Origin of the sequence: Gluconobacter wancherniae NBRC 103581 (assembly GCF_007988885.1) — a bacterium.
GTDB lineage: Bacteria > Pseudomonadota > Alphaproteobacteria > Acetobacterales > Acetobacteraceae > Gluconobacter > Gluconobacter wancherniae.
On sequence record NZ_BJUZ01000003.1, the window covers coordinates 24,340 to 44,605 of the forward strand.

Genomic DNA, 20,266 nt, shown 5'->3' on the forward strand with positions numbered 1-20,266 from the left:
CCAAAGAATGGTGTGGCTTCGTATTTTCACTTCACAATCAAAAAAGGCCGGGTCCCATGGGGACCCGGCCTTTCCAGTAGAAACTCAGACGTTAAAGACTAAAAATCAGGACTGACCCCACAGGCTGAAGTCCGAAGCCTTCAGATCCGTGGTGTTCAGGAACGTAATTTTGGAATTATCAGAAAGCTGAATGGTCGTATTGCCACCAGAAATCGTCGCATTATTCAGCATTTTCGACACATCTGCATCCGTCATGTTGTACTTGTTCAAGCCAACAAGGTTACCGGCTGCACTACCAAAGTCAGTAATCGTATAATCACCGCCCGCATAGCCATCAATGAACTGGAACACGTTTGCTGCACCCGAACCACCCGTAAGGGTCGAGTTACCCGTCGTTCCTGTAAGTGTATCGGAAGCAGATCCGCCAACAACCGTCTGGTTGTTACCAACCCACGCGATCAGAGAAGTCTGCGAAGAGGATGCATTGAACGATTCCCCGGCCATCGTCGAACGATCGCCGCTAGCACTTTGATCGCCGACAAAAAGGCTTGTACCAGACGTACCCGTGAAGTTAGCTACGAGTCCGGTTGAGCCCCAGACGGTTGCAGTTCCGGCCGTAATGGTCGTGGAGCCGGTGCCACTTAGGAACTGTAAGGAACCACCAACACTGATATTGTTAGCGATACCTGCGTCTTGAATCAGACTGCCTGCTGCAGAAATCGTGTCGCCCGTACCACCCGAAAAAGTGCCCCAGCCACTCCCCGTTGTAAAATAAGTACCCGAGCTGCCACCTATGATCGTGCTGTTACTTCCAACAGTCACAGAATTATTGGTAGAAGTATCGAACACAGTTGCATTTGCATTCAACTGTACAATGGAACTTCCGCCCTGCAGACTTACTGTGTCCGTGCCAGAAGTACCGTAAATCGTGTCCTGACCCTCAGATAGAACAGAATTCTTTCCTGAGCCAAGGAAGATCAGATTCTGACCCGAGCCACCAGAAATTGTGTCGTTGCCGTTGGTGCCGAGGATTGTGTCGTTACCGTTACCGGTCGCCACGTTCCAGTTTCCAGTCTTACCCGAACCAAGGAATGCATTGTTACCAACGCCACCAACGAAAAGACCGTCCTGATTACCAGCAAACAGCGTCACACCGCCAAAGCTACCCGTCAGAACACTGATCGAAGAAGCGGTATCAGACGTCAGGTTAATCGCAACTGGATCACTAAGGGAATAGGTTGGGCTCGATTCGCTAATATAGCTGCCTGCAGCAATATAGGAGAGATCACCTGTAAAATTATAAGCCCCACCAGTGCTGATAAGCCCCTGAGCAAGACTGCCTGATCCAGCAACATTACCTGAAGAGACATTATAAGAGGTGAAACCGCCCCCTGCCTGAAGGCCGGCGACAGCAGATGCATACTGCTGAGCAAGAGTCTGGGCTGCCGAACCATCGACCGTGACCGTAAAAGTCTGGCCGGAGGCGCCAACCACTGTAGTGATTGCCATGCTATGCGCTCCTGAACACTAGAAGGTTTCTCGCACCGGCGGCCCTCGGACCCCCCAAATGATCGAGTGACGAGAGGAAGCTATATCAATAACAAACTCCATATAGCAATCACATTTTAACCATTTGAATACGAATCGTTTACCTTTTGCAAAGCTTCAAAAGGGCAGACGAAATAGAATTAAATATTTCAAATAATAAATGTAAAAGTAAGAAATTTATTTAAATAGAAACCCTATTATCTAGATAATTAATTATTAACGATATTAATTAATGAACTGTTGTTGTTTTTATAATTTTTTATATAATATTATTTTGAAAAAAATAGAAAATAACCCTTTTAAATACTACTTATGATAGGAATATTTATAATTTATATACAAAAAACCCGACATCTATCTAAGATGTCGGGTCAAAACATACTGAAAATCAGTACGAATTATTAATTACGAGAGTTAAAATGGCGCATCAATGTCCACGACATCAATAAGCTTATGGTTGACGAACTCTTTAATACCGAGACCAATTAGTTCACGACCATAACCGGAACGCGCAACACCACCGAAAGGGAGGTCTGCTTTAACCATCGTGGGATGATTGATGTAGACCATTCCCGTATAGATCTGCTCTGCGACCTTATAACCACGCTTGGTGTCCTTGGTGAAAACGGAACCACCCAGACCAAACGGTGAATCATTTGCAATACGAATCGCATCCTGTTCGTCTTTGGCGCGATACAGCTGTGTAACCGGCCCAAAGAACTCCCAATGCCGCGCTTCATTCTCGCTGTGCAGGTTTGTCATCAGCAGTGGCTGGAAGAAAGCACCCTTCTCCGGAACTGGCGCACCAATTACTTCGACGTGTGCACCGTGCTTCTTGGCTTCTTCCACCTGAGCTAGCAGATCATCAGCAGCCTTCTGCGAAGACAGCGGTGCGAGCGTTGTTGCCGGGTCCATCGGATCTCCAGCCTTCAGCTCTGCAACGCCTTTCTTATAGAGCTCAACGAAGCGCTCATAAATTGAATCCACAACAATGAGGCGCTTTGAAGAAACACAGACCTGACCTGCATTCCAGTGACGGCCGAATACCGCCCACTTTACTGCCTTCTCTAGATCCGCGTCTTCCAGAACGAGGAACGCATCCGCGCCACCAAGCTCCATCGTAGACTTCTTGAGCGCCTTACCAGCAATGGCGCCGACAACACTACCAGCCCCTTCGGAGCCGGTCAGAGCAACGCCGCAAACGCGAGGGTCGTTCAGAATGACTTCCGTATGGTGTCGTGCTGCATACAGATTACGGAAACCACCCTTCGGCAGACCAGCTTCCAGCATCAGCTCCTCAAATGCATGCGCAGACTGCGGCACGTTGGAAGCATGCTTCAACAGGACAGTATTTCCTGCCGACAACTGCGGAGCAATGATGCGGGCGATCTGATAGAATGGGAAATTCCATGGCTCGATGGCCAGAAGAACACCCTGCGGCTGACAGATAAGATGAGCTTCACCCTCGGCAGGGTTTGCAACCGGCAGTTTTTCTGGCGCGAGAAGGCGCTCTGCATTCTTCGCATAATATTCGAAGATTTCTGCAGACAGCTCGGTCTCAAGCTTTGCTTCAGTGAAAAGCTTTCCCATCTCAAGCGTCAGGAGTTTAGAATACTTGTCGATGTCACGACGCAGAATAGACGCCGCAGCACTCATTACCTTCGCACGGTCAGCGAAGGATGCATGACGCCATTCCTTAAACACATCATATGCATCCGTGATGGCACCCTGGACTTCAGCGTCAGTTGCATCCGGGAAAGTCTTGATCGTCTCACCCGTAAAGGGGTTTGTAGTAGCGTAAGCCATTCTGTCAGGTCCTTACGGTTGTTATCCAAGTCTTCTTCATATGGGATTGGGAGTCGGGCTCTGGAAGTGTCCAACTTGCGAGAATTCGCAAAGTTCATTCAGGGACGTTCTTCCGGAGCTCCTCAAGCCATGCCCGCGCGTTGCCATCCGAAGGCGCCCGCCAATCTCCACGCGGAGACAGAGAGCCACCCGCAACCAGCTTGGGGCCATTCGGCATTGCAGAGCGCTTGAACTGACTCGTTCCAAAAAAACGGCTCAGGAAAATCTCCATCCAGTGCCTGATATCGGAGAGATCATAAGCAGTTCTCCGGTCCTGTGGATAGTTCTGCGGCCAAACACCGCATTTCGGATCAGACCAGGCCCGCTCAGCCAGATAAGCGATACGCGAAGGCCGAAACCCGTGTCTCAGCACATAATAGAGCGTAAAATCCTGTAGCGCGTAAGGGCCGATAATCTGCTCTGTGCTCTGCACACCCTGCCCGCTATCAGGGACAAGTTCGGGCGAAATTTCTGCACTTACAATCGACTCAAGAACCGAAGCGATACGCCCCTCAACGTCTTCCTGCCTAGCGAACCAGCGGATGACATGCTGGATCAGGGTCTTGGGCATGCCTGCATTAACATTATAATGGGACATCTGATCGCCCACCCCATATGTGCACCACCCAAGCGCCAGTTCGGACAGATCTCCAGTCCCGATCACAATTCCGTTACGAAGATTGGCCAGCCTGAAAAGAAAGTCCGTCCGCAGCCCGGCCTGGACGTTTTCGAAGGTGATATCATGGACAGCTTCACCGCGGGAATATGGATGACCAATCCCTTGGAGCATCGTTTCTGCCGCAGGGCGAATGTCCAGTTCATTGGACTCCACTCCCAACGCATCCATCAATTCATGCGCCAGCCCACGGCTCTCGGTACCTGTCGCAAATCCGGGCATCGTGTATGCAAGAACATGCGTCCGAGGCCATCCAAGTTCATCTGCGGCCCGTGCTGCAACCAGAAGCGCCAATGTACTATCGAGACCACCGGAAACTCCGATCACCATGCGCTGCGCCCGACTCGCCACGAGCCTTTGTCGCAATGCACTGACCTGAATCGTCCAGGCTTCGTAACAGTCGCGCTTCAGATGTTCAGACTCGGAGGGAACAAAGGGAAACCGCGCCACATCCCGCTTCAACCCCAGATCGGTCAATGGAGGAGCCAGAACGAATCCAAGCCGTCGGAACCGCTCGCCCCCCATACCAAACTGGCCTGTGCGCATGCGCTCCTGACGTAGAAGCTCCAGATCCACGTCCGCGACGATAACCCTTTCGCCTCTGGGAAAGCGGTCCGAACGCGCAAGAACTTTACCCGCCTCATGAATCGAGATCTGCCCATCCCACGCAAGATCAGTCGTGGATTCACCCTCGCCGGCTGCTGCATACGCGTAGGCCGTAAGGGTCCGCATGGATTGTGCATTGCACAGAAGCGTGCGGTCTTCGGCCCTGCCAATCGTCACAGGAGAGGCAGACGGGTTCAAAATGACACTGGCCCCTGCCATCGCAAGCGCACCACTCGGCGGAGAAGCCACCCATAGATCCTCACAGATCTCGACCCCCAGCGTCAGACCGGCAATATCCTCGGCCTCGAACAAAAGATCCGCACCAAACGGCACATCCGTCCCCCATAGACGGATGACGCCGGTTGAGCCCAGACCAGATGTAAAATGACGGGGTTCATAAAACTCCCGGTATCGCGGCAGGTAGGATTTAGGAACCACACCCAGCAGGCGCCCTCGGTGCACCACCGCGGCGCAGTTGTACAAAAGGTCACCACGCCTGAGGGGCACACCAACTACAACAACCGTCATCAGGTCCGTAGTGGCTTCCACCAGCTTTTTCAGTGCAACCTCAGCCGCTTCCAGAACGACATCCTGAAATCGCAGATCGTCCAGCGTGTAGCCTGTAAGGGCAAGCTCCGGAAAAACCACCGCGGCAACGCCCTGTGCCGAGCAATTGCGGGCAACGGATAGAATGGCATGCAGACTTGCCTGCGAATCCGCCAGAACAACAGGCAGCGTACAGGCCGCGATCCGGGCAAAGCCCTGATGATAAAGAGAGCGGAATCCCTGCATGACACCCTTCACTGTAACCAACGGAGATCGGCACTCCTGAAAACGGATGATGCCAGAAAAGAGCTCCATGAAAAATGAACCCGGCCTGATCAGCGCCGTTTCATTTCGCTCCTGTGCCTTCTCCAACGTGGAAAAGGCTTTTTTCGGAAGATCGACATCATGGACCTCCTACGCTGGACGATCGTATTCCTTATCCTCGCCCTGTGCGCCGGCGTGCTGGGTTTCGGAGGAATTTCGGCTGACTTTGCCTATATAGGCAAGATCCTGTTCTTCATCTTCCTGATCCTGCTGATCGTAAGCTTTGTCTTCGGTCGTGGTCGCGGCCCCCGACTGTAACGTTCAGGCCCGGCGGGAACGGAAAACCTTCACGCTTCCCGCCGCAGCGACAACAAACACGACCAAAGCATAAAGCCCACCCGTCTCCGTCATCGAGATGGGAAGACCGTAGAGATAATCTGGCGAATCACAGGGTTTGTTTGGACGCGCTGGCATACTTGCCATCCAGTCCTTGAAACCTCCTCCATGGAACGCAGGCGCCCGACATTCAGGCGCCGGGCTTGGCCAAAAGCCATGCTCGACACCCGCATGAAGAATGGCCAACCCAATACTTACTCCAATGCACGCAAGCCCAGCAGCCAGCGGCCAACGTGCATAGCGAGGCGGCAGGGCAAACGTGAGCACACCCAGAGCAATCAGGTATCGCCACGGACGCCTTTCCCAAAGGCATAATTCACAGGGCGCCAGCAGCAATCTGTTCTGCGCATACCAAGCCACTCCGATTGCAAGCAGCCCAGCCAAAACGAAAAGTCCACCGAGCAATCTGGTCCTCGTGGACTGTCTCGTTCTGCTCGCAATCATGTCGTGGCCATCTCCAGACTATCAAGAAACTGCTTGGCCCAGCTCCCCGCCGTGTTGCGGGTCACCTCACCATACATGACTGACCATGCCTCATGACGGGCCTTCCGGTCCATGCTGAGGCCCGTATGAAGAGCGTCCGCAATACCATCCGTATCCAACGGATTGACCTGTAACGCCTTCACGAGGTCAGGCGCAGCACCCGCAAGCCGCGAGAGAATCAGGACGCCAGGGTCGTTTTCGTCCTGCGCCGCGATAAATTCTTTCGCAACGAGGTTCATGCCGTCACGGCGGGGCGTAACAAGCCCGATATCAGCATGACGATACAGACCCGCCAGATCCTCACGCGCCAGCCCATGCGTCGTGTATCGTACAGGCGTCCACGCAGCCGTTCCGTGAGCCCCATTGATGGAACCAACCAGTTCGTCAATCTGCTGCTTCAACGCACGGTAACTCTCAACACCCGCACGCGACACAGGCGTAACCTGAAGAAAAGTAACCTGCTCACAGTATTGCGGATACCGTTCCAGCAACCTTGCAAAACCACGCAAACGCTCGGGAATACCCTTGGAGTAATCAAGACGATCCACGCCAATGATAAAGCGGTGGCCGTCAAAGGAGCGTAGCGTTTTGCGAACCTCATCAGATGCGGCACTACTAATCGCCGTCTGCCGGAAGGATTCAGGCTCAATTCCAATCGGACAGGCCTCAACCACCGCTTCTAATCCACAGGCAGCAAAACAACCTCGCAGGTTTTCGGCATCCTCATGGGTCTGCACGCCAATCCGGTCATAGGCCGTCATGCTCTCCAGAAGCCTGTCCACCCCCGGCAGAACACGCGCCACACTCCATGGCGGAAACGGAATGTGCAGGAAAAAGCCAATCCGACCTTTCACGCCACGACTACGGAGCCGCTTCCCCATTGGAAAGAGATGATAGTCATGAATCCAGATCGTATCATCTGACCGCAAATAGGGCAGCAAACGGTCCGCAAAACGCTCATTAACCGCGTAATAAGCTTCAGCGTCCGCACGCCAGTATCGAATCAAATCCGTCCTGTAATGACACAGGGGCCAGAGCACACCGTTGGAAAAATTCAGGTAAAAACGCTCATACTGCTCAGGCGTCAGATCAAAAGTCGCATAGCTGACCGTCTCACCCGATTCTACCTGTACAGGCTTGGCATCCGCATCCTCCGCCTGGTTTCCCGACCAGCCGAACCACAGGCTTTCCCGCGTTTGAACCACCTCATGCAGGCCGACAGTCAAGCCTCCCGCTGGCTGGGTTCGTTCTCCCTGCGCGGGAGTACGGTTGGAAACTACAATCAGACGTTCCATCGTTTATCTTCCGCGAGCTTGTGCAGCCATTCCCGAAAAGAAGCGGCATCGGGGAAATCATCCGGAATCAGCCAGCCAGCACCGCCAAGCTCACGCGCAGCCAGAACCCCGTCCATATCCGTTACATCATCCCCGACAAAAACCGGCAGCCTTCCCCGAAACGGCATTTCTTCCATGACACGCCGAACGGCCTGCCCCTTGTCCACACCGTCCGGACGAAGTTCCAAGGCCATCTTGGCCTCCTGAACTCCAAATCCATACCGCTCAACACCCCACCGGGATGTCATTTCCCGCAAAGCCTGCTCTGCACCGGGGGCGCCTCTATAGTGAAGCACCAGCCCGGCGCGTTTGCGCTCGACGTGAACACCAGGGTAACGCGCGGCAGTCTCATCGGCTTCCTCAAGCCATGCAGCATGTATTTCCGGTAACGATGCATGCACGGCCGCAACATCAGGTGCACGACGCAGCGCTACACCATGTTCACCCGCCACTGCATGAGGAATACCGGGCAGGAAGTGATCAATCTGAGCAATCGGACGACCGGTAATGATCGCCAATGCGCCCCCCAGTCTTTTTTTCAGACAAAGAAGATCATCGACCAGACCAGCGGGAACCACAACGCTGTCAGGAGTCGGGGCGATATCGACGAGCGTTCCGTCGAAATCCAGCAGGAGAGCCATCCGGGAGGGGGAGAAGGGCAGTTCAGTCATATGTGACAGCCTTTGCACCAAACGTGTCATTTTCATGCCCCTCTCGAATTTTATTCGAGACCGGGGTCAGGTTCCGGGGGAGGTAACGGCTGCTGGGCAGACGGAGCAGCGCCCGACGGCGCAACAGGGGCCGCGGGAACAAGGGATTGCGGTGCACCGTTCATGGGCGCAAGTGGAATAGGCGCACTGGATTGCGGCGCAAGGGGGACGGGACCGCCACCCTGCGGCGAATAGGGCTGCGGCTGTGCAGGACCAATCTGATCGCCACCTTCCTCTTCCGGCGCATCGGTCTGCGCCAGTTGAGGCGTGACAGGCACCGGAACAGGGCCAGCCTGTGGCGCAACCATATCACCGCCACATGAGACAACCCGCACATCATAAAGCGGACTGCCATACGTATTGAGAGACGGTTCGGCAGCCAGTAGCCAGCCATCGAAAGGCTTGCTTGTCTTGTCGACGGTATCCGAAAGATGAACCTGCACAGCAGAATCGGCAGGCAATGTCGCGGGGCGGCTCACGCAGGATTGAACTGCCACAGAGAGCGAACGATAAGCTCCGGTTCCTCCTACAGGAACCGTCAGCGTCTCAACATGCGAATCCAGTCTGTCCAGAATCCGGATGACAGCCTGCGTACGCCCCTGCCAGGTCGCCGCCGGATACATGGCAGGTGGCGTAACAGCTGTAGCCGCAAATGCCCCAACGGGCATCGCAACAAACAGCCCTGCAAGCATGCCCCTGTAAACAGTACGGATCATGAGCGTCCTTCCTGCGTAGGATCAATCAGAGAGGATAGCATGTCCTCGAATGTTGCCCGCATGGAGGCTGGCGTGACACCCATCAGAACTCCGTCTTCAAACGCATCCTGAAGAGCCTGACGCAGTTCCGCATCATTCTCCCGCAGGACCTTGACCTTCTCCGCACAGGCCACAGGCTCGCCTGCACGATCCACCCATGGAAAGGAAGCGTCCTTCACGGCTGGTCAGAAACTCCACCAGACGTCTTCTTACTCTTCTGAAGCGAATCCGTGACCGAAAAGATGAATTTGCTGAGAAGCTGTTCCAGACTGATGGAGCCCTGCGTCTCGGTCATTGTGCCACCCGGCTTGATCAGGCTGTCCGCACCACCAGGAGAAAGGGCAATATACTTTCCACCAAGCAGACTGTCAGACGTGATGATCGCAGCAGAATCCGTCGGCAGCTTCACCTTCGGGTCCAGAGAAAAGGTTACCTGCGCCTGAAAGGTCTTAGGATCGACACGTTCAGCAGTGACATGCCCGACCGTAATCCCCGCCAGACGAACATCGGAACCCACGTTCAGACCATCGATCTGACTGAACGAGGCCAGAACGGGATAGCCGTCATTGCCCTGCTGGTGCCTGCCAATCATGGCCGCGACAAGCAGTCCGGCAAGAGCCAGAAGCACCACCAGTCCTGCGAGCAGTTCAAGCCGGTCATGCCGGGCGTTTGCGCGGGCTGTTCCTGCAACTGCGGTCATGCCGGTCCCTTCAGTGAAATCATGTCGCCAGCACTAGCCGACTCCACGACGGACGTCCAATCCGTTGTCTGTTTCCGCCCCTTGGGAACGCCTTGTGAATGTTATCCCCCATATCCCCATGTTCCCACCCATTAACCGGGTTTTCGAGGCTCTTTTCCACCTTACAGGCGCAGGGAGCGGAGGCTTAAACTCCTATTCATGACAGCTCGTCTTCACTGGACCGGCGTTCGCATGCGGACGCTTCGGGTCAATATCGATCCGGATGACAGCGCCATGCGCTCCGTCACCCTTCCTGCTGCATGGGAGGATGACGCCGCACAGGCACTGGCCCAGATTACCCCGACCACTGGCGGCCCTATACGCCTGTCTTCAGAAGCAGGCCGCTGGGTCGACACGATAGACGCAAGTCCCGCCCTGCCAGGGACGCCCGCAGACGCTCCTTCTCCGGGTCGCAGCCTGTCCTGCCTCCTGCTCATGCGTCAGCTCGCTCCTAACGTCGCGTTATGGCAGCGCCAGCCAGACGACGCGCCCGGCTTTGTCCTGCGGCTTTCCGGCTTCGTGCAGGATGGTGGCTTCTCGCCGGAGCATTTCGTGGCCTGCATGCAGCTGGCATGCGATTCGCTGCGCCGCCTCGCCGCTGAGACCTCCGCCGAACGCACAGGGGAGCTTCCCCTGTTCGATATCCCAACAGAGCAGACCCTCGACTCCGCAGGCATCATCCTGCTGACAGATCTGGACGCCTGCCTCGCGGCACAGGGCTACGACTATGACAGCGATGACGGCCGAAATGCTGCAAAGGCAATTTCCGCCCTCGCAACAACCGTGGCGCGAGCAGGAACAGGACGGGCTGCACCATCGATTCCCAACACTCCGCTCCCCGGTCTGCGCGCACTGGCCGCATCCGTAATGGCATCTGCCGAAAACCAGCGGCTGGCACCGATCGAAACAGGCTTTTCCACCCCCGGGCCAGTCGATGCCCTTCTCGGCGCAGAAGCCTGCGGCCTTGCGCCGGTGTTCTCCCCCCTTACCGAGGGTGGGCAGCTGCGCGAATCCACTCTGGCACGGCTCGCGCACCGGGGCCTGACTCCTGAAGCCGCTCTCGCTATGGCACTGGGTGGGACAGCACCGCTGCCGTTGGCGGGGGTACATGCGCATACAGCCATGCATCAGGCGCTTGCAGGTGCCGTGGATTACCTGCCAGCCCTGCCCGAACCCGAAATGGAGAATCTGCGTGCGCGGCTCGAGCGTGGCGTGAGACGCCCGCTTCCAATGCGCCAGACGGGCTTCACGCAACGCGCCGCCATTGGTGGTCATCATATTTTCATGCGCACGAGCGAATTCGAAGACGGTTCCCTCGGAGAGCTCAGCATCACCCCTGCCCGTGAGAGCCCGATGGCGCGCGGACTGATGGATTGCCTGAGTCAGGCCGTCAGCATCGGACTGCAGTTCGGCGCCCCGCTCGAGGCATTTGTAGAACGATTCGCTTATACCCGTTTCGGGCCAGGAGGTACCGTAGAAGGCGACCCCGTGGCTGCTTACGCCACATCAATGCTGGATTATGCCTTCCGCGCATTATCGGATGCCTATCTCGGCACACACATGCCCGATGCCCCTCCTATCGAACCCAACGCGGAGGACCCTTCGCCGATGCTGCCCTTCACGAACACATCGGACGAACGCCCCCGTGGGCGGCGTCTGAAACTGGTCAGTTAGGACGAAAAATACACCTGAACGCGCTGTTACCGCTGGAATACATTGACAGTCCGAAGACACGCCGGTAGCTAGCGCCTGCGCTGAGAAAAGACCTGTTCTATGACCGGTTGCTTCAAGGCGCACAGGGTAAGGGATCAGATCAGCATGGGACATGCCCCTTCCGGAGATGAAGAAAGCTTCGAACGCCGCCTGAAAAAGGCACGGGCAAAGCTTGATCCCCGGAGTGACATGGCAGCAGATGCAGTTGAGACCGAGAGCGATACATCTTCGCTTCTTGGCCTCGCACTCCGCATCGGCACCGATATGGTCGCGGGTCTCGCGGTTGGCGTGGCGGTTGGCTACGGTCTGGACCGCTGGCTTGGTTACAGGGCATTATTCCTTGTAATCTTTGCCCTGTTGGGTTTTGCCGCCGGCATGATGAATGTCTGGCGTATTGTAAACGGGTCAGACATGGGGTCTGGACCAAAAGGTGACGGGAGAAGCCAGCGTGGCAGCCGGATCGACGATTGACGCGCTCGGACAGTTCGAGCTCCATCCGGTTCTTGGATCGCTGGGAGAAGCCCTGCGCTTCTCGCAATCCCCGCTGTTCATGCTGATTGCAGTAGTCCTGGTTCTGGCATTCCTGTTCATCGGCATGCGTCCGGCAGCAGTTGTGCCCGGTCGCCTGCAGGCTGCAGCCGAGATCGGTTACGATTTCGTACACGATCTGGCCATTGGCACGATGGGCAAGGAAGGGACGGCATTCTTCCCATTCGTATTCGCCATCTTCTTCTTCGTGCTCGCCGGTAACTATCTAGGCCTCCTGCCTTTCTCCTTCACTTACACGAGCCACATCGCGGTAACATTCGCGCTGGCAATGTCCGTGTTCGTGATTGCGATTCTTGCATCGCTCCGTATTCAGGGTCTTGGCTTTTTCAAGCACTTCATGCCGGCAGGCGCCCCGATCTGGCTGGCACCGCTGCTGATTCCCATCGAGATCCTTTCTTTCCTCTCCCGTCCTGTCAGCCTCTCGATCCGTCTGTTCGCCAATATGGTGGCGGGTCACGTGCTGCTGGAAGTGTTTGCCGGCTTCACAATCATGCTCGCCGGTCTGGGCGCATTCGGCCACGTTCTGGCTGTCGCTCCGATCGCGATCAATGTTGCGCTGACGGCCCTCGAATTGCTGGTGGGTGTGCTTCAGGCATACGTATTCGCCATCCTCACCTGCATCTATCTGCGTGAGGCCGTTGCGCACTGAGCGCGGCTTCACACAAACCCTGTATCGACCCTAAAGGAACCTGACCATGGACGTTCAAGCCGCTCGTGAAATCGGCGCCGGTATCGCTGTTATCGCCCTCGCAGGCGTGGGCATTGGCCTCGGCAACATCTTTTCGACGCTTGTGAGCTCCATCGCTCGCAACCCGGCTTCCCGCCCGCACGTCTTCGGCCTCGGCATGCTCGGCTTCGCGCTGACGGAAGCCGTGGCTCTGTTCGCGCTGCTGATCGCCTTCCTGATCCTGTTCGCCTGAGGTCGAACATGCACCGTATGCCACGCCTCTTCCTGTTCGCCGCTCCGCTCGCGGCCGTGCCGGGCCGTGCCGTGGCTGCGGGCATGCCACAGCTGAACGTCCACGATCCGCTGCTGCTCGGACAGGTAGCCTGGGGAGCCGTCATCTTTGCCGGCTTCTACATGGTCCTCAGCCGCTCCGCCCTGCCGCGGATCGAACGGGTTCTGGAAAATCGCCGCACGCGCATCCAGAACGACCTCGATATTGCCCGCCGTGCAAAAGCTGACGCCGACCGCGCCAGCGCAGAACTGCTCAGCACACGCCACGAAGCAGCCATGCACGCACGGGCCAACGTGCAGCGTATCCAGGACGAAGCCCGCAATGCAGCTGAGGCCTATGCCGCAGCCACGAACGCGCGCCTCGAAACCGAGATCGCAAACGCCGAAAACAGCATTGCAGCTTCCCGTGAGCGCGCATTGTCCGGCCTGCCCGAGATCGCCACCGGAACTGCACAGTCTCTGGTCGAGCGTCTGATCGGCACCCACGACACGCAGGCTGTTGCCAGCGCCGTCGAACGCGCAAGCGCCTGAAGGAGACGACGATGTTCCACGAACCCCGTTTCTGGACGGCACTTGCCTTTGTTCTGTTCTTCGTGATCTTCGGAAAGAAGCTCTGGACAGTCATCGCAAGCCATCTTGACGCCCGCGCTTCCAGCGTTCGCAGCGACCTGGACGAGGCTGCCCGCCTTCGCCGTGAAGCCGAGCAGATGCTGGAAGATGCAACCCGCGAACGCGAAAGCACCCTGGCCGAGACCCAGGCCATGCTCGCTCGTTCCGAAGCAGAAGCCGCAGCTCTCGCAGAGCGTGCACGCCGCGAAGCAGAAGCCGCAGCAACCCGTTACGAGCAGATGGCCCGCGACCGTATCCAGGCTGCCGAGCGTGCGGCAATCCGCGAAGTTCAGGAGCGTGCTGCCGCAATCGCCGTTTCTGCTGCCCGTGATGTTGTTGCCGCCCACCTGTCTCAGGACTCGCAGGCAGCTTCAAAGCTTATCAATGAGAGCATCGATGCTCTCCCGGCTGCTCTTCGTCGCTCCGCAGCCTGAGCTATGACTAACTTCAGCCCTCGCCATGACAAGGGTAGCAGCAGCGTCGAACCGCCTGTGCTGTCCATCGTCATGGCAGTGTTGAATGAAGCCGACAATATTCTTCCTGTCTGTCAGGAAATTTCAGAAACATTGTCGCAGCTTCCGGCTACCGAAATTCTTGCCATCGACGATGGTAGTACTGATGAAACAGTCGAGCGCCTTCTTGAAGCCCGCCATCGCTTTGTTCCTTCGCTCAGAATCATCAGCCATCCAAAGCGCCTCGGCAAGTCAGCTGCCCTCCGCACCGGTGTAACAGCAGCACGCGGCAAATGGGTCGCGACGATTGACGGAGACGGTCAGGATGATCCTGTCGCAATCGTCTCAATGCTTGAGCGCGCCCGCGCCTCGAATGGTGCGCCCCCGCTAGTTGTCGGTGTCCGTCGCAAACGCAATGATCGTCTCTCACGGCGCCTAGCAACACGCCTCGCGAATGGTTTGAGACGTCGATTGTTGAATGACGGCTGCCCCGATACCGGCGCGCCGCTCAAGCTTTTCTCGAGAGACCTGTTCCTGAGAATGCCGCAGTTTGAGGGCGTCCATCGCTTCCTGCCTGCCTTACTCGGTCACTACGGCGCCCCACTGATCTGCATTGAAGTCAAGCATCGCGCGCGCCTTCATGGTACATCCAAATACACCAATCTGAATCGGGCCCTCGTTGGCATCCGCGATATGCTGGGTGTCATGTGGTTGCAAAACCGCACCCACCTGCCCGACCATCTCACCGAACGCTGATCCCGTAGCCCTGTGCGGCACACCTGCCTTCCTTTGAGGCTGGCCGTAGTAGGACTACCCGATGGACGGTAACGGAGTTCCCTCATGACCCTGACCCTCCGGCATTATGCCCTGCTCGGGCTGCTGACGTTCCTGCTTGCTTTGCCAGGCCGAATGACGTTACCGCCACTGGACCGGGACGAACCTCGTTACATGGAAGCATCCGAACAGATGCTGACATCGGGAAACCTCATTGACGTCCGCTTTCAGGACAAGCCACGCTATCTTCAGCCTGCTGGAATTTACTGGCTTGAAGCAGGATCGGCACGCATTGCCGAAGTAGCATTTGGCCCCGAAATTCTGCGTAAAACATGGCCTTACCGAATCCCAAGCCTGCTCGCTGCCAGTCTGATCATTCCGCTCACTGCATGGGTTGGCGCGTCCCTTTTCGGAGCGGTCACAGGCCTCATGGCCGCAGCATTGCTGATGGTATCGACACTCTTCGTCGCCGAAAGCCATATGGCGACCATCGATACGGTCCTCCTGCTAGACATCCTGTGCGTCGAAGCGACCCTGCTTCGCGCGTTTTTGGATCGCCAGAAAAATCGTCCTACCCTGCTTCGCACCGCAGTTTTCTTTTGGCTCTCTCTTGGTGTCGGCCTGATGCTCAAAGGGCCTGTCGTACTGATCCCAGGCTTTGGCACCCCGCTTGCCCTATGGCTGATAGAGCGCGACAAACGCTGGTGGTCACGCCTTCGCCCATCCTGGGGGTGGCTGTTGATGCTGGCTGTTGTTGTGCCGTGGTGTGTAGCAATCGATGTTATCAGCGGGGGAGATTTCTTTTCGCGTGCCGTTGGTAACAATTTTCTGGGCAAGGTCGCGCACGGTCAACAGGCCCATGGCCTTCCACCAGGCTTTCATCTACTGGTTTTTGCGTTGGCTTTCTGGCCCGGCTCCATTTTTGCCGCGCTGGCGATCCCTGCTATCTGGGCAAGGCGCTCGCTTCCCGAGGTGCGCTTTCTTCTGTGCTGGATTCTTCCACACTGGCTGGTCTTTGAACTGATCGCCACCAAACTTCCACACTATGTTCTGCCCACCTATCCGGCTATCGCTGTGCTAACCGCGGCAGCATTGATTAATTGGCCGGAAGTCAGACCCAAGCGCCTTGGACGTATCTTGCTGGGAGCTTACGGAGCCGTTTGGGCGGGCATAGGGATTGCGTTCTGCGTTGCTGGAACTGTGCTTCTCTACAAGATGGAACACATGATCTCCGTCCGGGAAGCCATTGCCATGTTCGGCTCCTTGCCTCTCATGGCAGGTGCCGCTGTGTTGCTGTTTCAGCACCAGCGTCGGCAGGCTGCATTCTGTGCAATGGGTGCTGCGATCATCGCTCAGGCGGGCTTGTTTCTAGCTGTCATTCCGAACCTCCAGACCATTCGCCTTGCCCCACGCGCGGCTGCATTATTCGAAGAATCCAAGCCCTGCGCTGACAGTGTGCTGATCTCGACATCATATTCTGAACCAAGTCTCGTTTTTCTTGCAGGGCAGCATACCCAGCTGATCGGCCCGGTAGAGGCTGCGCGTTACCTGAAAAAAAATCCTCGCTGCGATCTCGCGCTTGTGGACCGGAAAGACGAACCAAAATTCCGTGCGGAGTTACAGAAAAACGGAATGGATGTTCTAGAGTATGGTCGGGTGAGTGGAATCAACTATTCCAATGGACACCACCTTGATCTTGGACTTTTTGCCCCGCGCTAAAGTGCCGCGTCAGTGGGTTTGAACATAATCATCAGGTCGAAAAGGTGGCGCCGATATTGCATAAAAGCTGAGTGCAACATTCGCATCCGCCCTGACTTTATGACGGACACCTGGCGCAATTTTCACAAGATCACCTGTGTTTAAACTCTGCGCCTTACCATCTAGCCAAACCGTACCTCTTCCGGCGATTACAATAAAAATCTCCTCAGATGCCCGGTTATAGCTCTCAGGATATTCGGTGCCCGGCGCAATGGAAAACCGTGCAATACTCTGCCTTGCAGAATTAAGAGCGGCACCCTGTCCAAGCAATTCCTGCATATCAACACCGCTCTTGGGGTGAATGACGCTCACTTTCGAAGCATCAAGATGCTGTGCATGGGCCAATGCCGGAGCGGACAAGGCTACTATCGAGACGAATAATGCTCTCATGGCTTAAAAGCCTCCGTGCGCGTCAGTGCAGATATTTGCGAGCGGAATGCAGGATAGCTGCGGCTCAAGCTCGCACGATCCCCAATCTCGAAATCACTGTCGATAAATCCAGGTGCCATGGTAGTGCCCGCAACAGACCATCCCTCAGAACCAACAGGGGCAGACCCCTGCCATACACCTTCAGGCGCCACGAAAAAGGGATGATGACGATCGAGAAGAACAGTCTTCCCATGCCCATCGGGATACAAAAGCAATAACCGGATGGGATCTCCGCCGTAAAAATGCCAGACCTCGTCGGTTTTCAACCGATGCAGCGCAGAAAAGCCTTTTCGGGTTTCAACGTAGAGGATCGCGGTAGAAGCAGGATGCGCAACACCCGCATATCGTGATGGCAGGGCAGAGCCGGGAATGGTCTCTGGTGTTCGCAGTACCTGCGCAAACCATCCTCCCTCAACCGGCACTGGGCGCATGTCAAAACGCGCGATCCATTCCTGTGCATTATCCTGTGTACCGCGCGCATACGCGGCGGTAATGTTCAATGCACAGACAAGCATTCCAATAGCGACGAAGCGCACACTGCCCTCCTGATTATTTTGAAATCAGGATGACATGTTCCTGCCCATTGGCAAAACCGCGAACGATATTAGGCCGTGCGGATTGATCTGAGCGCTGGATATATTTCCCGATATCTCAGATATGCCTGACGATATGCACCATTGAGCGTACTATCCGGCTCAATCGATGCAACGCGCTCTGGTGGCGTGCAAACATCCTGAACGGATTCATTCGTAACAGCGATACGCGCCAGACGCGCAGCACCAAACGCCCCCCCCTGTTCACCATGCGCTAGTCGATGAAGTTTTACGTCCAAAATCGATGCTATGATGGATGTCCACAATGCACTTTGTGATCCACCACCGATCACATCTGCCTCCTGAAACGACAGCCCCGATGCTGCCAATCCCTCGACTGCATCCCGGAATGAAAACGCGACACCTTCCAACACGGCCTGCGTCATCTGTGCACGGGTGGTGCTCTGTGAAAGCCCAATAAAGCCCCCCCTGATCGTACCATCATTATGTGGCGTGCGTTCACCCGAGAGATAAGGTGCAAACATAACCGGCGATGGCGCCTGAGGTGCTTCAGGCAACTCGGCAAGAAGCTGCGCCTCGCTCTTTCCTGCAATACCCGACCACCATGCCAAAGACGCAGCCGCAGACAGCGTGACACCCATCTGATGCCAAGTAGCCGGAACAGCATGGCAAAAGGAATGGATCGCCGCATTTCCACCAGGATAATAGGAATCGGTTGTCATCCAGACCACCCCGGACGTACCAAGCGAAATAAATGCATCGTTGGCCCGAACGGCACCAAGTCCTACTGCTCCCGCCGCGTTATCTCCAGCACTTCCGGCAAATACGGGACGTTCAGCCATTCCCCATCGCTGCGCGAGATCTGCGTTAAGACGCCCTGCGACGGCTGTGCCTTCACACAATTCAGGCATATGCTGAAGGCGCAGCCCACAGCATTCGAGCGCTGCGTCGGACCACATGCGTTTTCCGGTATCAAGCCACAACGTCCCCGAAGCGTCGGACATGTCTTCGATCATGTCGCCTGTCATGCGAAAGCGAAGCCATGCTTTCGGCAAAAGTACATGACGCACCTGACTGAAAATATCAGCCTCATGCCGCGCCACCCACAGGACCTTTGGGGCCGTGAAACCAGGCATTGCAATGTTGCCTGTGATCTGTCGACTCTGTGGAAAGCGACGTTCAAAGACCGTACATTCTGTCTCCGCCCTGGTGTCATTCCAGAGCATGCACGGCCGCAGGACCTCGTTGTTACGCCCCATCAGCACCGCACCATGCTGCTGGCCGGACAGACCAATGCCCCTGACTGCACCAACTTCCCGCGGATGGCTGGCATGTAGCGCATCAATGGCGCTGCACGTTGCTGTCCACCAGTCTTCAGGGTTCTGCTCACTCCACCCCTCATGAGGGCGGCTCACAACCAGCTTCTCCGTGTGAGACGCAACAACCTTCTGCGCCTCGTCAACCAGCAAAACCTTTATGCCGGATGTTCCTACATCAATCCCGATGAACATAATCGCTCCGATACCCTGCAGGTGCCATGAAGTGCAGATCGCGCAGTACGCGTCTCAGGCCAACGCACATTACGTTGATAAGAAGCATTCAGATGTAAAAAACACTGCAGTCTGATCAGGACATAAAAGGTCACAAAGGAAAATTGTTCAGGGATGTGTCCCCAGAGACAAAAGCAGACGGTATAAATAGAGAAGCAACTGATAAAGCGCCTTAATCATTTCCAGAAAAGCGCGCAAAACCTCCAACATTCCTGATCCCTGTTTCTTCCAGAACAGGCACCATACACACGTTTCACCCCTCACGCTCAGCCGATACAAATTGAAAATACGATGCGATGAAAGGCAATCGTCCGGCACACAGCTATTAAAATCTGCTCCGCTGTATCACGCTCGCGAAAGTAGCGCCTGTTGTGGTGTAGCCCGCAGCCGGATACAACAGGGAAATCCCTGCCGCATTTTTTCTGCGCTCTTATTTTGCCAAGAGGTTCCTGTGGTGTTTGCCCTGTACCAGATCATCATGATGCTGATTCAGGCCTTTGTCTGGGCTCTGCTGGCGTACTGCGTGATGTCGATGATGCTCGGTTTTGGCGTTCTGGATATTCGTAACAGGTTTTTCTATTCAGTCTTCAATACGCTTGCGCGGATTGTCGAACCTGTCATGACACCAATCCGCAACATCATGCCCAACACTGGCGCCATGGATTTTACACCCATGATCGTGCTGCTGCTTATCCAGTTTCTGGTGCGGCCTGCCGTAACACGCATTTTCTTCATGCTGGCCTCACACAACAGCTTCTGATTTATCGAACGGCGCGCCAAGCCTCTTCGAGCGCGTCAACCAGTTCAGCATGGGGCGCACTACAATACCCCGCGTGCCCAGGCGGCTGCATCGACACGCGCCACGGCTCACCCGGTATCCGCTCAATGCTGATATTCCAGTTTTCGGGCAGGCGCGCCAGAACCCGCGTCATGCGCAGTTCGGCGGTCAAGGGTTTGGCGTAGTTATGTCCCAATCCACTTCTCCTGAAAAACCCCTGATATTCCGCATAATCAGCCC

The 20,266-nt window shown here is 55.9% G+C and carries 23 protein-coding genes; 10 read left to right on the forward strand and 13 right to left on the reverse strand.

Annotated elements, in window-relative coordinates; translation table 11 throughout:
• Positions 1-105: 105 nt before the first annotated feature.
• The 3 genes from GWA01_RS10840 to GWA01_RS10850 form a co-directional block, all read right to left on the reverse strand.
• Entirely contained in the window at positions 106-1,509 is a 1,404-nt protein-coding gene (locus GWA01_RS10840; RefSeq protein ID WP_146797884.1) for a beta strand repeat-containing protein, read from the reverse strand.
• Between the two features lie 453 nt (positions 1,510-1,962).
• Positions 1,963-3,354, reverse strand: a complete 1,392-nt coding sequence (locus GWA01_RS10845; protein WP_146797886.1) for an NAD-dependent succinate-semialdehyde dehydrogenase — start codon at positions 3,352-3,354, stop codon at positions 1,963-1,965.
• A gap of 94 nt (positions 3,355-3,448) precedes the next feature.
• On the reverse strand, positions 3,449-5,467 hold the full coding sequence (locus GWA01_RS10850; protein WP_146798230.1) for an NAD(+) synthase: 2,019 nt from the start codon (positions 5,465-5,467) through the stop codon (positions 3,449-3,451).
• A 159-nt stretch (positions 5,468-5,626) separates the two neighbouring features.
• Here GWA01_RS10850 and GWA01_RS10855 point away from each other — a divergent pair, with 159 nt between their 5' ends.
• A complete protein-coding gene (locus tag GWA01_RS10855; RefSeq protein WP_146797888.1) occupies positions 5,627-5,803 on the forward strand; it encodes a DUF1328 domain-containing protein in 177 nt (58 codons plus the stop codon).
• Between the two features lie 3 nt (positions 5,804-5,806).
• Here the strand turns inward: GWA01_RS10855 and GWA01_RS10860 are convergent, their stop codons facing one another.
• From GWA01_RS10860 to mlaD, 6 genes are read right to left on the reverse strand one after another with little or no spacing between them, the layout of a single operon-like run.
• Positions 5,807-6,325, reverse strand: coding sequence for a disulfide bond formation protein B (locus tag GWA01_RS10860; RefSeq protein ID WP_146797890.1), 519 nt, complete (start codon positions 6,323-6,325; stop codon positions 5,807-5,809).
• Positions 6,322-7,659, reverse strand: a complete 1,338-nt coding sequence (locus GWA01_RS10865; protein ID WP_146797892.1) for an alpha,alpha-trehalose-phosphate synthase (UDP-forming) — start codon at positions 7,657-7,659, stop codon at positions 6,322-6,324. The genes GWA01_RS10860 and GWA01_RS10865 overlap by 4 nt, the downstream gene beginning before the upstream one ends.
• Positions 7,647-8,369, reverse strand: a complete 723-nt coding sequence (gene otsB / locus GWA01_RS10870) for a trehalose-phosphatase (protein WP_146797894.1) — start codon at positions 8,367-8,369, stop codon at positions 7,647-7,649. The genes GWA01_RS10865 and otsB overlap by 13 nt, the downstream gene beginning before the upstream one ends.
• Before the next feature lie 50 nt (positions 8,370-8,419).
• Positions 8,420-9,124: a DUF2155 domain-containing protein gene (locus GWA01_RS10875; protein ID WP_146797897.1), complete on the reverse strand. Its 705-nt coding sequence runs from the start codon at positions 9,122-9,124 to the stop codon at positions 8,420-8,422.
• The gene (locus GWA01_RS10880) at positions 9,121-9,342 is read right to left on the reverse strand and encodes a hypothetical protein (RefSeq protein ID WP_146797899.1); all 222 of its coding nucleotides are present in this window, start codon (positions 9,340-9,342) and stop codon (positions 9,121-9,123) included. The genes GWA01_RS10875 and GWA01_RS10880 overlap by 4 nt, the downstream gene beginning before the upstream one ends.
• On the reverse strand, positions 9,339-9,863 hold the full coding sequence (gene mlaD, locus GWA01_RS10885) for an outer membrane lipid asymmetry maintenance protein MlaD (protein WP_146797901.1): 525 nt from the start codon (positions 9,861-9,863) through the stop codon (positions 9,339-9,341). The genes GWA01_RS10880 and mlaD overlap by 4 nt, the downstream gene beginning before the upstream one ends.
• 198 nt (positions 9,864-10,061) lie before the next feature.
• Between mlaD and GWA01_RS10890 the strand changes: the two genes are divergently transcribed.
• The 8 genes from GWA01_RS10890 to GWA01_RS10925 all read left to right on the forward strand — a co-directional run bounded on the left by GWA01_RS10890 (position 10,062) and on the right by GWA01_RS10925 (position 16,676).
• The gene (locus tag GWA01_RS10890) at positions 10,062-11,576 is read left to right on the forward strand and encodes a TSCPD domain-containing protein (RefSeq protein ID WP_146797903.1); all 1,515 of its coding nucleotides are present in this window, start codon (positions 10,062-10,064) and stop codon (positions 11,574-11,576) included.
• 144 nt (positions 11,577-11,720) lie between these two features.
• Complete coding sequence (locus GWA01_RS10895) at positions 11,721-12,086, forward strand: AtpZ/AtpI family protein (protein ID WP_146797905.1); 366 nt, start codon at positions 11,721-11,723, stop codon at positions 12,084-12,086.
• Positions 12,064-12,813, forward strand: coding sequence for a F0F1 ATP synthase subunit A (locus GWA01_RS10900; protein WP_146797907.1), 750 nt, complete (start codon positions 12,064-12,066; stop codon positions 12,811-12,813). Before GWA01_RS10895 ends, GWA01_RS10900 begins: the two co-directional genes overlap by 23 nt.
• A gap of 46 nt (positions 12,814-12,859) precedes the next feature.
• Positions 12,860-13,084, forward strand: coding sequence for an ATP synthase subunit C family protein (locus GWA01_RS10905; RefSeq protein ID WP_146797909.1), 225 nt, complete (start codon positions 12,860-12,862; stop codon positions 13,082-13,084).
• Between the two features lie 8 nt (positions 13,085-13,092).
• Positions 13,093-13,653 (forward strand): F0F1 ATP synthase subunit B family protein, encoded by a 561-nt coding sequence (locus GWA01_RS10910; RefSeq protein WP_146797911.1) that lies wholly within the window; start codon positions 13,093-13,095, stop codon positions 13,651-13,653.
• A gap of 11 nt (positions 13,654-13,664) precedes the next feature.
• Entirely contained in the window at positions 13,665-14,165 is a 501-nt protein-coding gene (locus GWA01_RS10915) for a F0F1 ATP synthase subunit B family protein (protein ID WP_146797913.1), read from the forward strand.
• Between the two features lie 3 nt (positions 14,166-14,168).
• Positions 14,169-14,939: a glycosyltransferase family 2 protein gene (locus tag GWA01_RS10920; RefSeq protein WP_146797916.1), complete on the forward strand. Its 771-nt coding sequence runs from the start codon at positions 14,169-14,171 to the stop codon at positions 14,937-14,939.
• A gap of 84 nt (positions 14,940-15,023) precedes the next feature.
• On the forward strand, positions 15,024-16,676 hold the full coding sequence (locus tag GWA01_RS10925) for an ArnT family glycosyltransferase (RefSeq protein ID WP_146797918.1): 1,653 nt from the start codon (positions 15,024-15,026) through the stop codon (positions 16,674-16,676).
• A 9-nt stretch (positions 16,677-16,685) separates the two neighbouring features.
• On the opposite strand, the gene GWA01_RS10930 is transcribed toward GWA01_RS10925, so the two are convergent.
• The 3 genes from GWA01_RS10930 to xylB all read right to left on the reverse strand — a co-directional run bounded on the left by GWA01_RS10930 (position 16,686) and on the right by xylB (position 19,209).
• Positions 16,686-17,105, reverse strand: coding sequence for a cupin domain-containing protein (locus GWA01_RS10930; RefSeq protein WP_146797920.1), 420 nt, complete (start codon positions 17,103-17,105; stop codon positions 16,686-16,688).
• Positions 17,102-17,680: a cupin domain-containing protein gene (locus tag GWA01_RS10935; RefSeq protein WP_229316077.1), complete on the reverse strand. Its 579-nt coding sequence runs from the start codon at positions 17,678-17,680 to the stop codon at positions 17,102-17,104. Before GWA01_RS10935 ends, GWA01_RS10930 begins: the two co-directional genes overlap by 4 nt.
• Before the next feature lie 68 nt (positions 17,681-17,748).
• On the reverse strand, positions 17,749-19,209 hold the full coding sequence (gene xylB, locus GWA01_RS10940) for a xylulokinase (protein WP_146797922.1): 1,461 nt from the start codon (positions 19,207-19,209) through the stop codon (positions 17,749-17,751).
• Positions 19,210-19,702: 493 nt separating this feature from the next.
• On the opposite strand from xylB, the gene GWA01_RS10945 reads away from it, so the two are divergent.
• Positions 19,703-20,008, forward strand: coding sequence for a YggT family protein (locus GWA01_RS10945; RefSeq protein ID WP_146797924.1), 306 nt, complete (start codon positions 19,703-19,705; stop codon positions 20,006-20,008).
• A gap of 1 nt (position 20,009) precedes the next feature.
• On the opposite strand, the gene GWA01_RS10950 is transcribed toward GWA01_RS10945, so the two are convergent.
• On the reverse strand, positions 20,010-20,222 hold the full coding sequence (locus GWA01_RS10950) for a hypothetical protein (RefSeq protein WP_146797927.1): 213 nt from the start codon (positions 20,220-20,222) through the stop codon (positions 20,010-20,012).
• Positions 20,223-20,266 lie beyond the last annotated feature (44 nt).

Coding starts and splice junctions, on each gene's coding strand:
- GWA01_RS10840 (WP_146797884.1), bottom strand. CDS start 1,509: ATGGCAATCACTACAGTGGTTGGCGCCTCCGGCCAGACTTTTACGGTC.
- GWA01_RS10845 (WP_146797886.1), bottom strand. CDS start 3,354: ATGGCTTACGCTACTACAAACCCCTTTACGGGTGAGACGATCAAGACT.
- GWA01_RS10850 (WP_146798230.1), bottom strand. CDS start 5,467: ATGCAGGGATTCCGCTCTCTTTATCATCAGGGCTTTGCCCGGATCGCG.
- GWA01_RS10855 (WP_146797888.1), top strand. CDS start 5,627: ATGGACCTCCTACGCTGGACGATCGTATTCCTTATCCTCGCCCTGTGC.
- GWA01_RS10860 (WP_146797890.1), bottom strand. CDS start 6,325: ATGATTGCGAGCAGAACGAGACAGTCCACGAGGACCAGATTGCTCGGT.
- GWA01_RS10865 (WP_146797892.1), bottom strand. CDS start 7,659: ATGGAACGTCTGATTGTAGTTTCCAACCGTACTCCCGCGCAGGGAGAA.
- otsB (WP_146797894.1), bottom strand. CDS start 8,369: ATGACTGAACTGCCCTTCTCCCCCTCCCGGATGGCTCTCCTGCTGGAT.
- GWA01_RS10875 (WP_146797897.1), bottom strand. CDS start 9,124: ATGATCCGTACTGTTTACAGGGGCATGCTTGCAGGGCTGTTTGTTGCG.
- mlaD (WP_146797901.1), bottom strand. CDS start 9,863: ATGACCGCAGTTGCAGGAACAGCCCGCGCAAACGCCCGGCATGACCGG.
- GWA01_RS10890 (WP_146797903.1), top strand. CDS start 10,062: ATGACAGCTCGTCTTCACTGGACCGGCGTTCGCATGCGGACGCTTCGG.
- GWA01_RS10895 (WP_146797905.1), top strand. CDS start 11,721: ATGGGACATGCCCCTTCCGGAGATGAAGAAAGCTTCGAACGCCGCCTG.
- GWA01_RS10905 (WP_146797909.1), top strand. CDS start 12,860: ATGGACGTTCAAGCCGCTCGTGAAATCGGCGCCGGTATCGCTGTTATC.
- GWA01_RS10910 (WP_146797911.1), top strand. CDS start 13,093: ATGCACCGTATGCCACGCCTCTTCCTGTTCGCCGCTCCGCTCGCGGCC.
- GWA01_RS10915 (WP_146797913.1), top strand. CDS start 13,665: ATGTTCCACGAACCCCGTTTCTGGACGGCACTTGCCTTTGTTCTGTTC.
- GWA01_RS10920 (WP_146797916.1), top strand. CDS start 14,169: ATGACTAACTTCAGCCCTCGCCATGACAAGGGTAGCAGCAGCGTCGAA.
- GWA01_RS10925 (WP_146797918.1), top strand. CDS start 15,024: ATGACCCTGACCCTCCGGCATTATGCCCTGCTCGGGCTGCTGACGTTC.
- GWA01_RS10930 (WP_146797920.1), bottom strand. CDS start 17,105: ATGAGAGCATTATTCGTCTCGATAGTAGCCTTGTCCGCTCCGGCATTG.
- xylB (WP_146797922.1), bottom strand. CDS start 19,209: ATGTTCATCGGGATTGATGTAGGAACATCCGGCATAAAGGTTTTGCTG.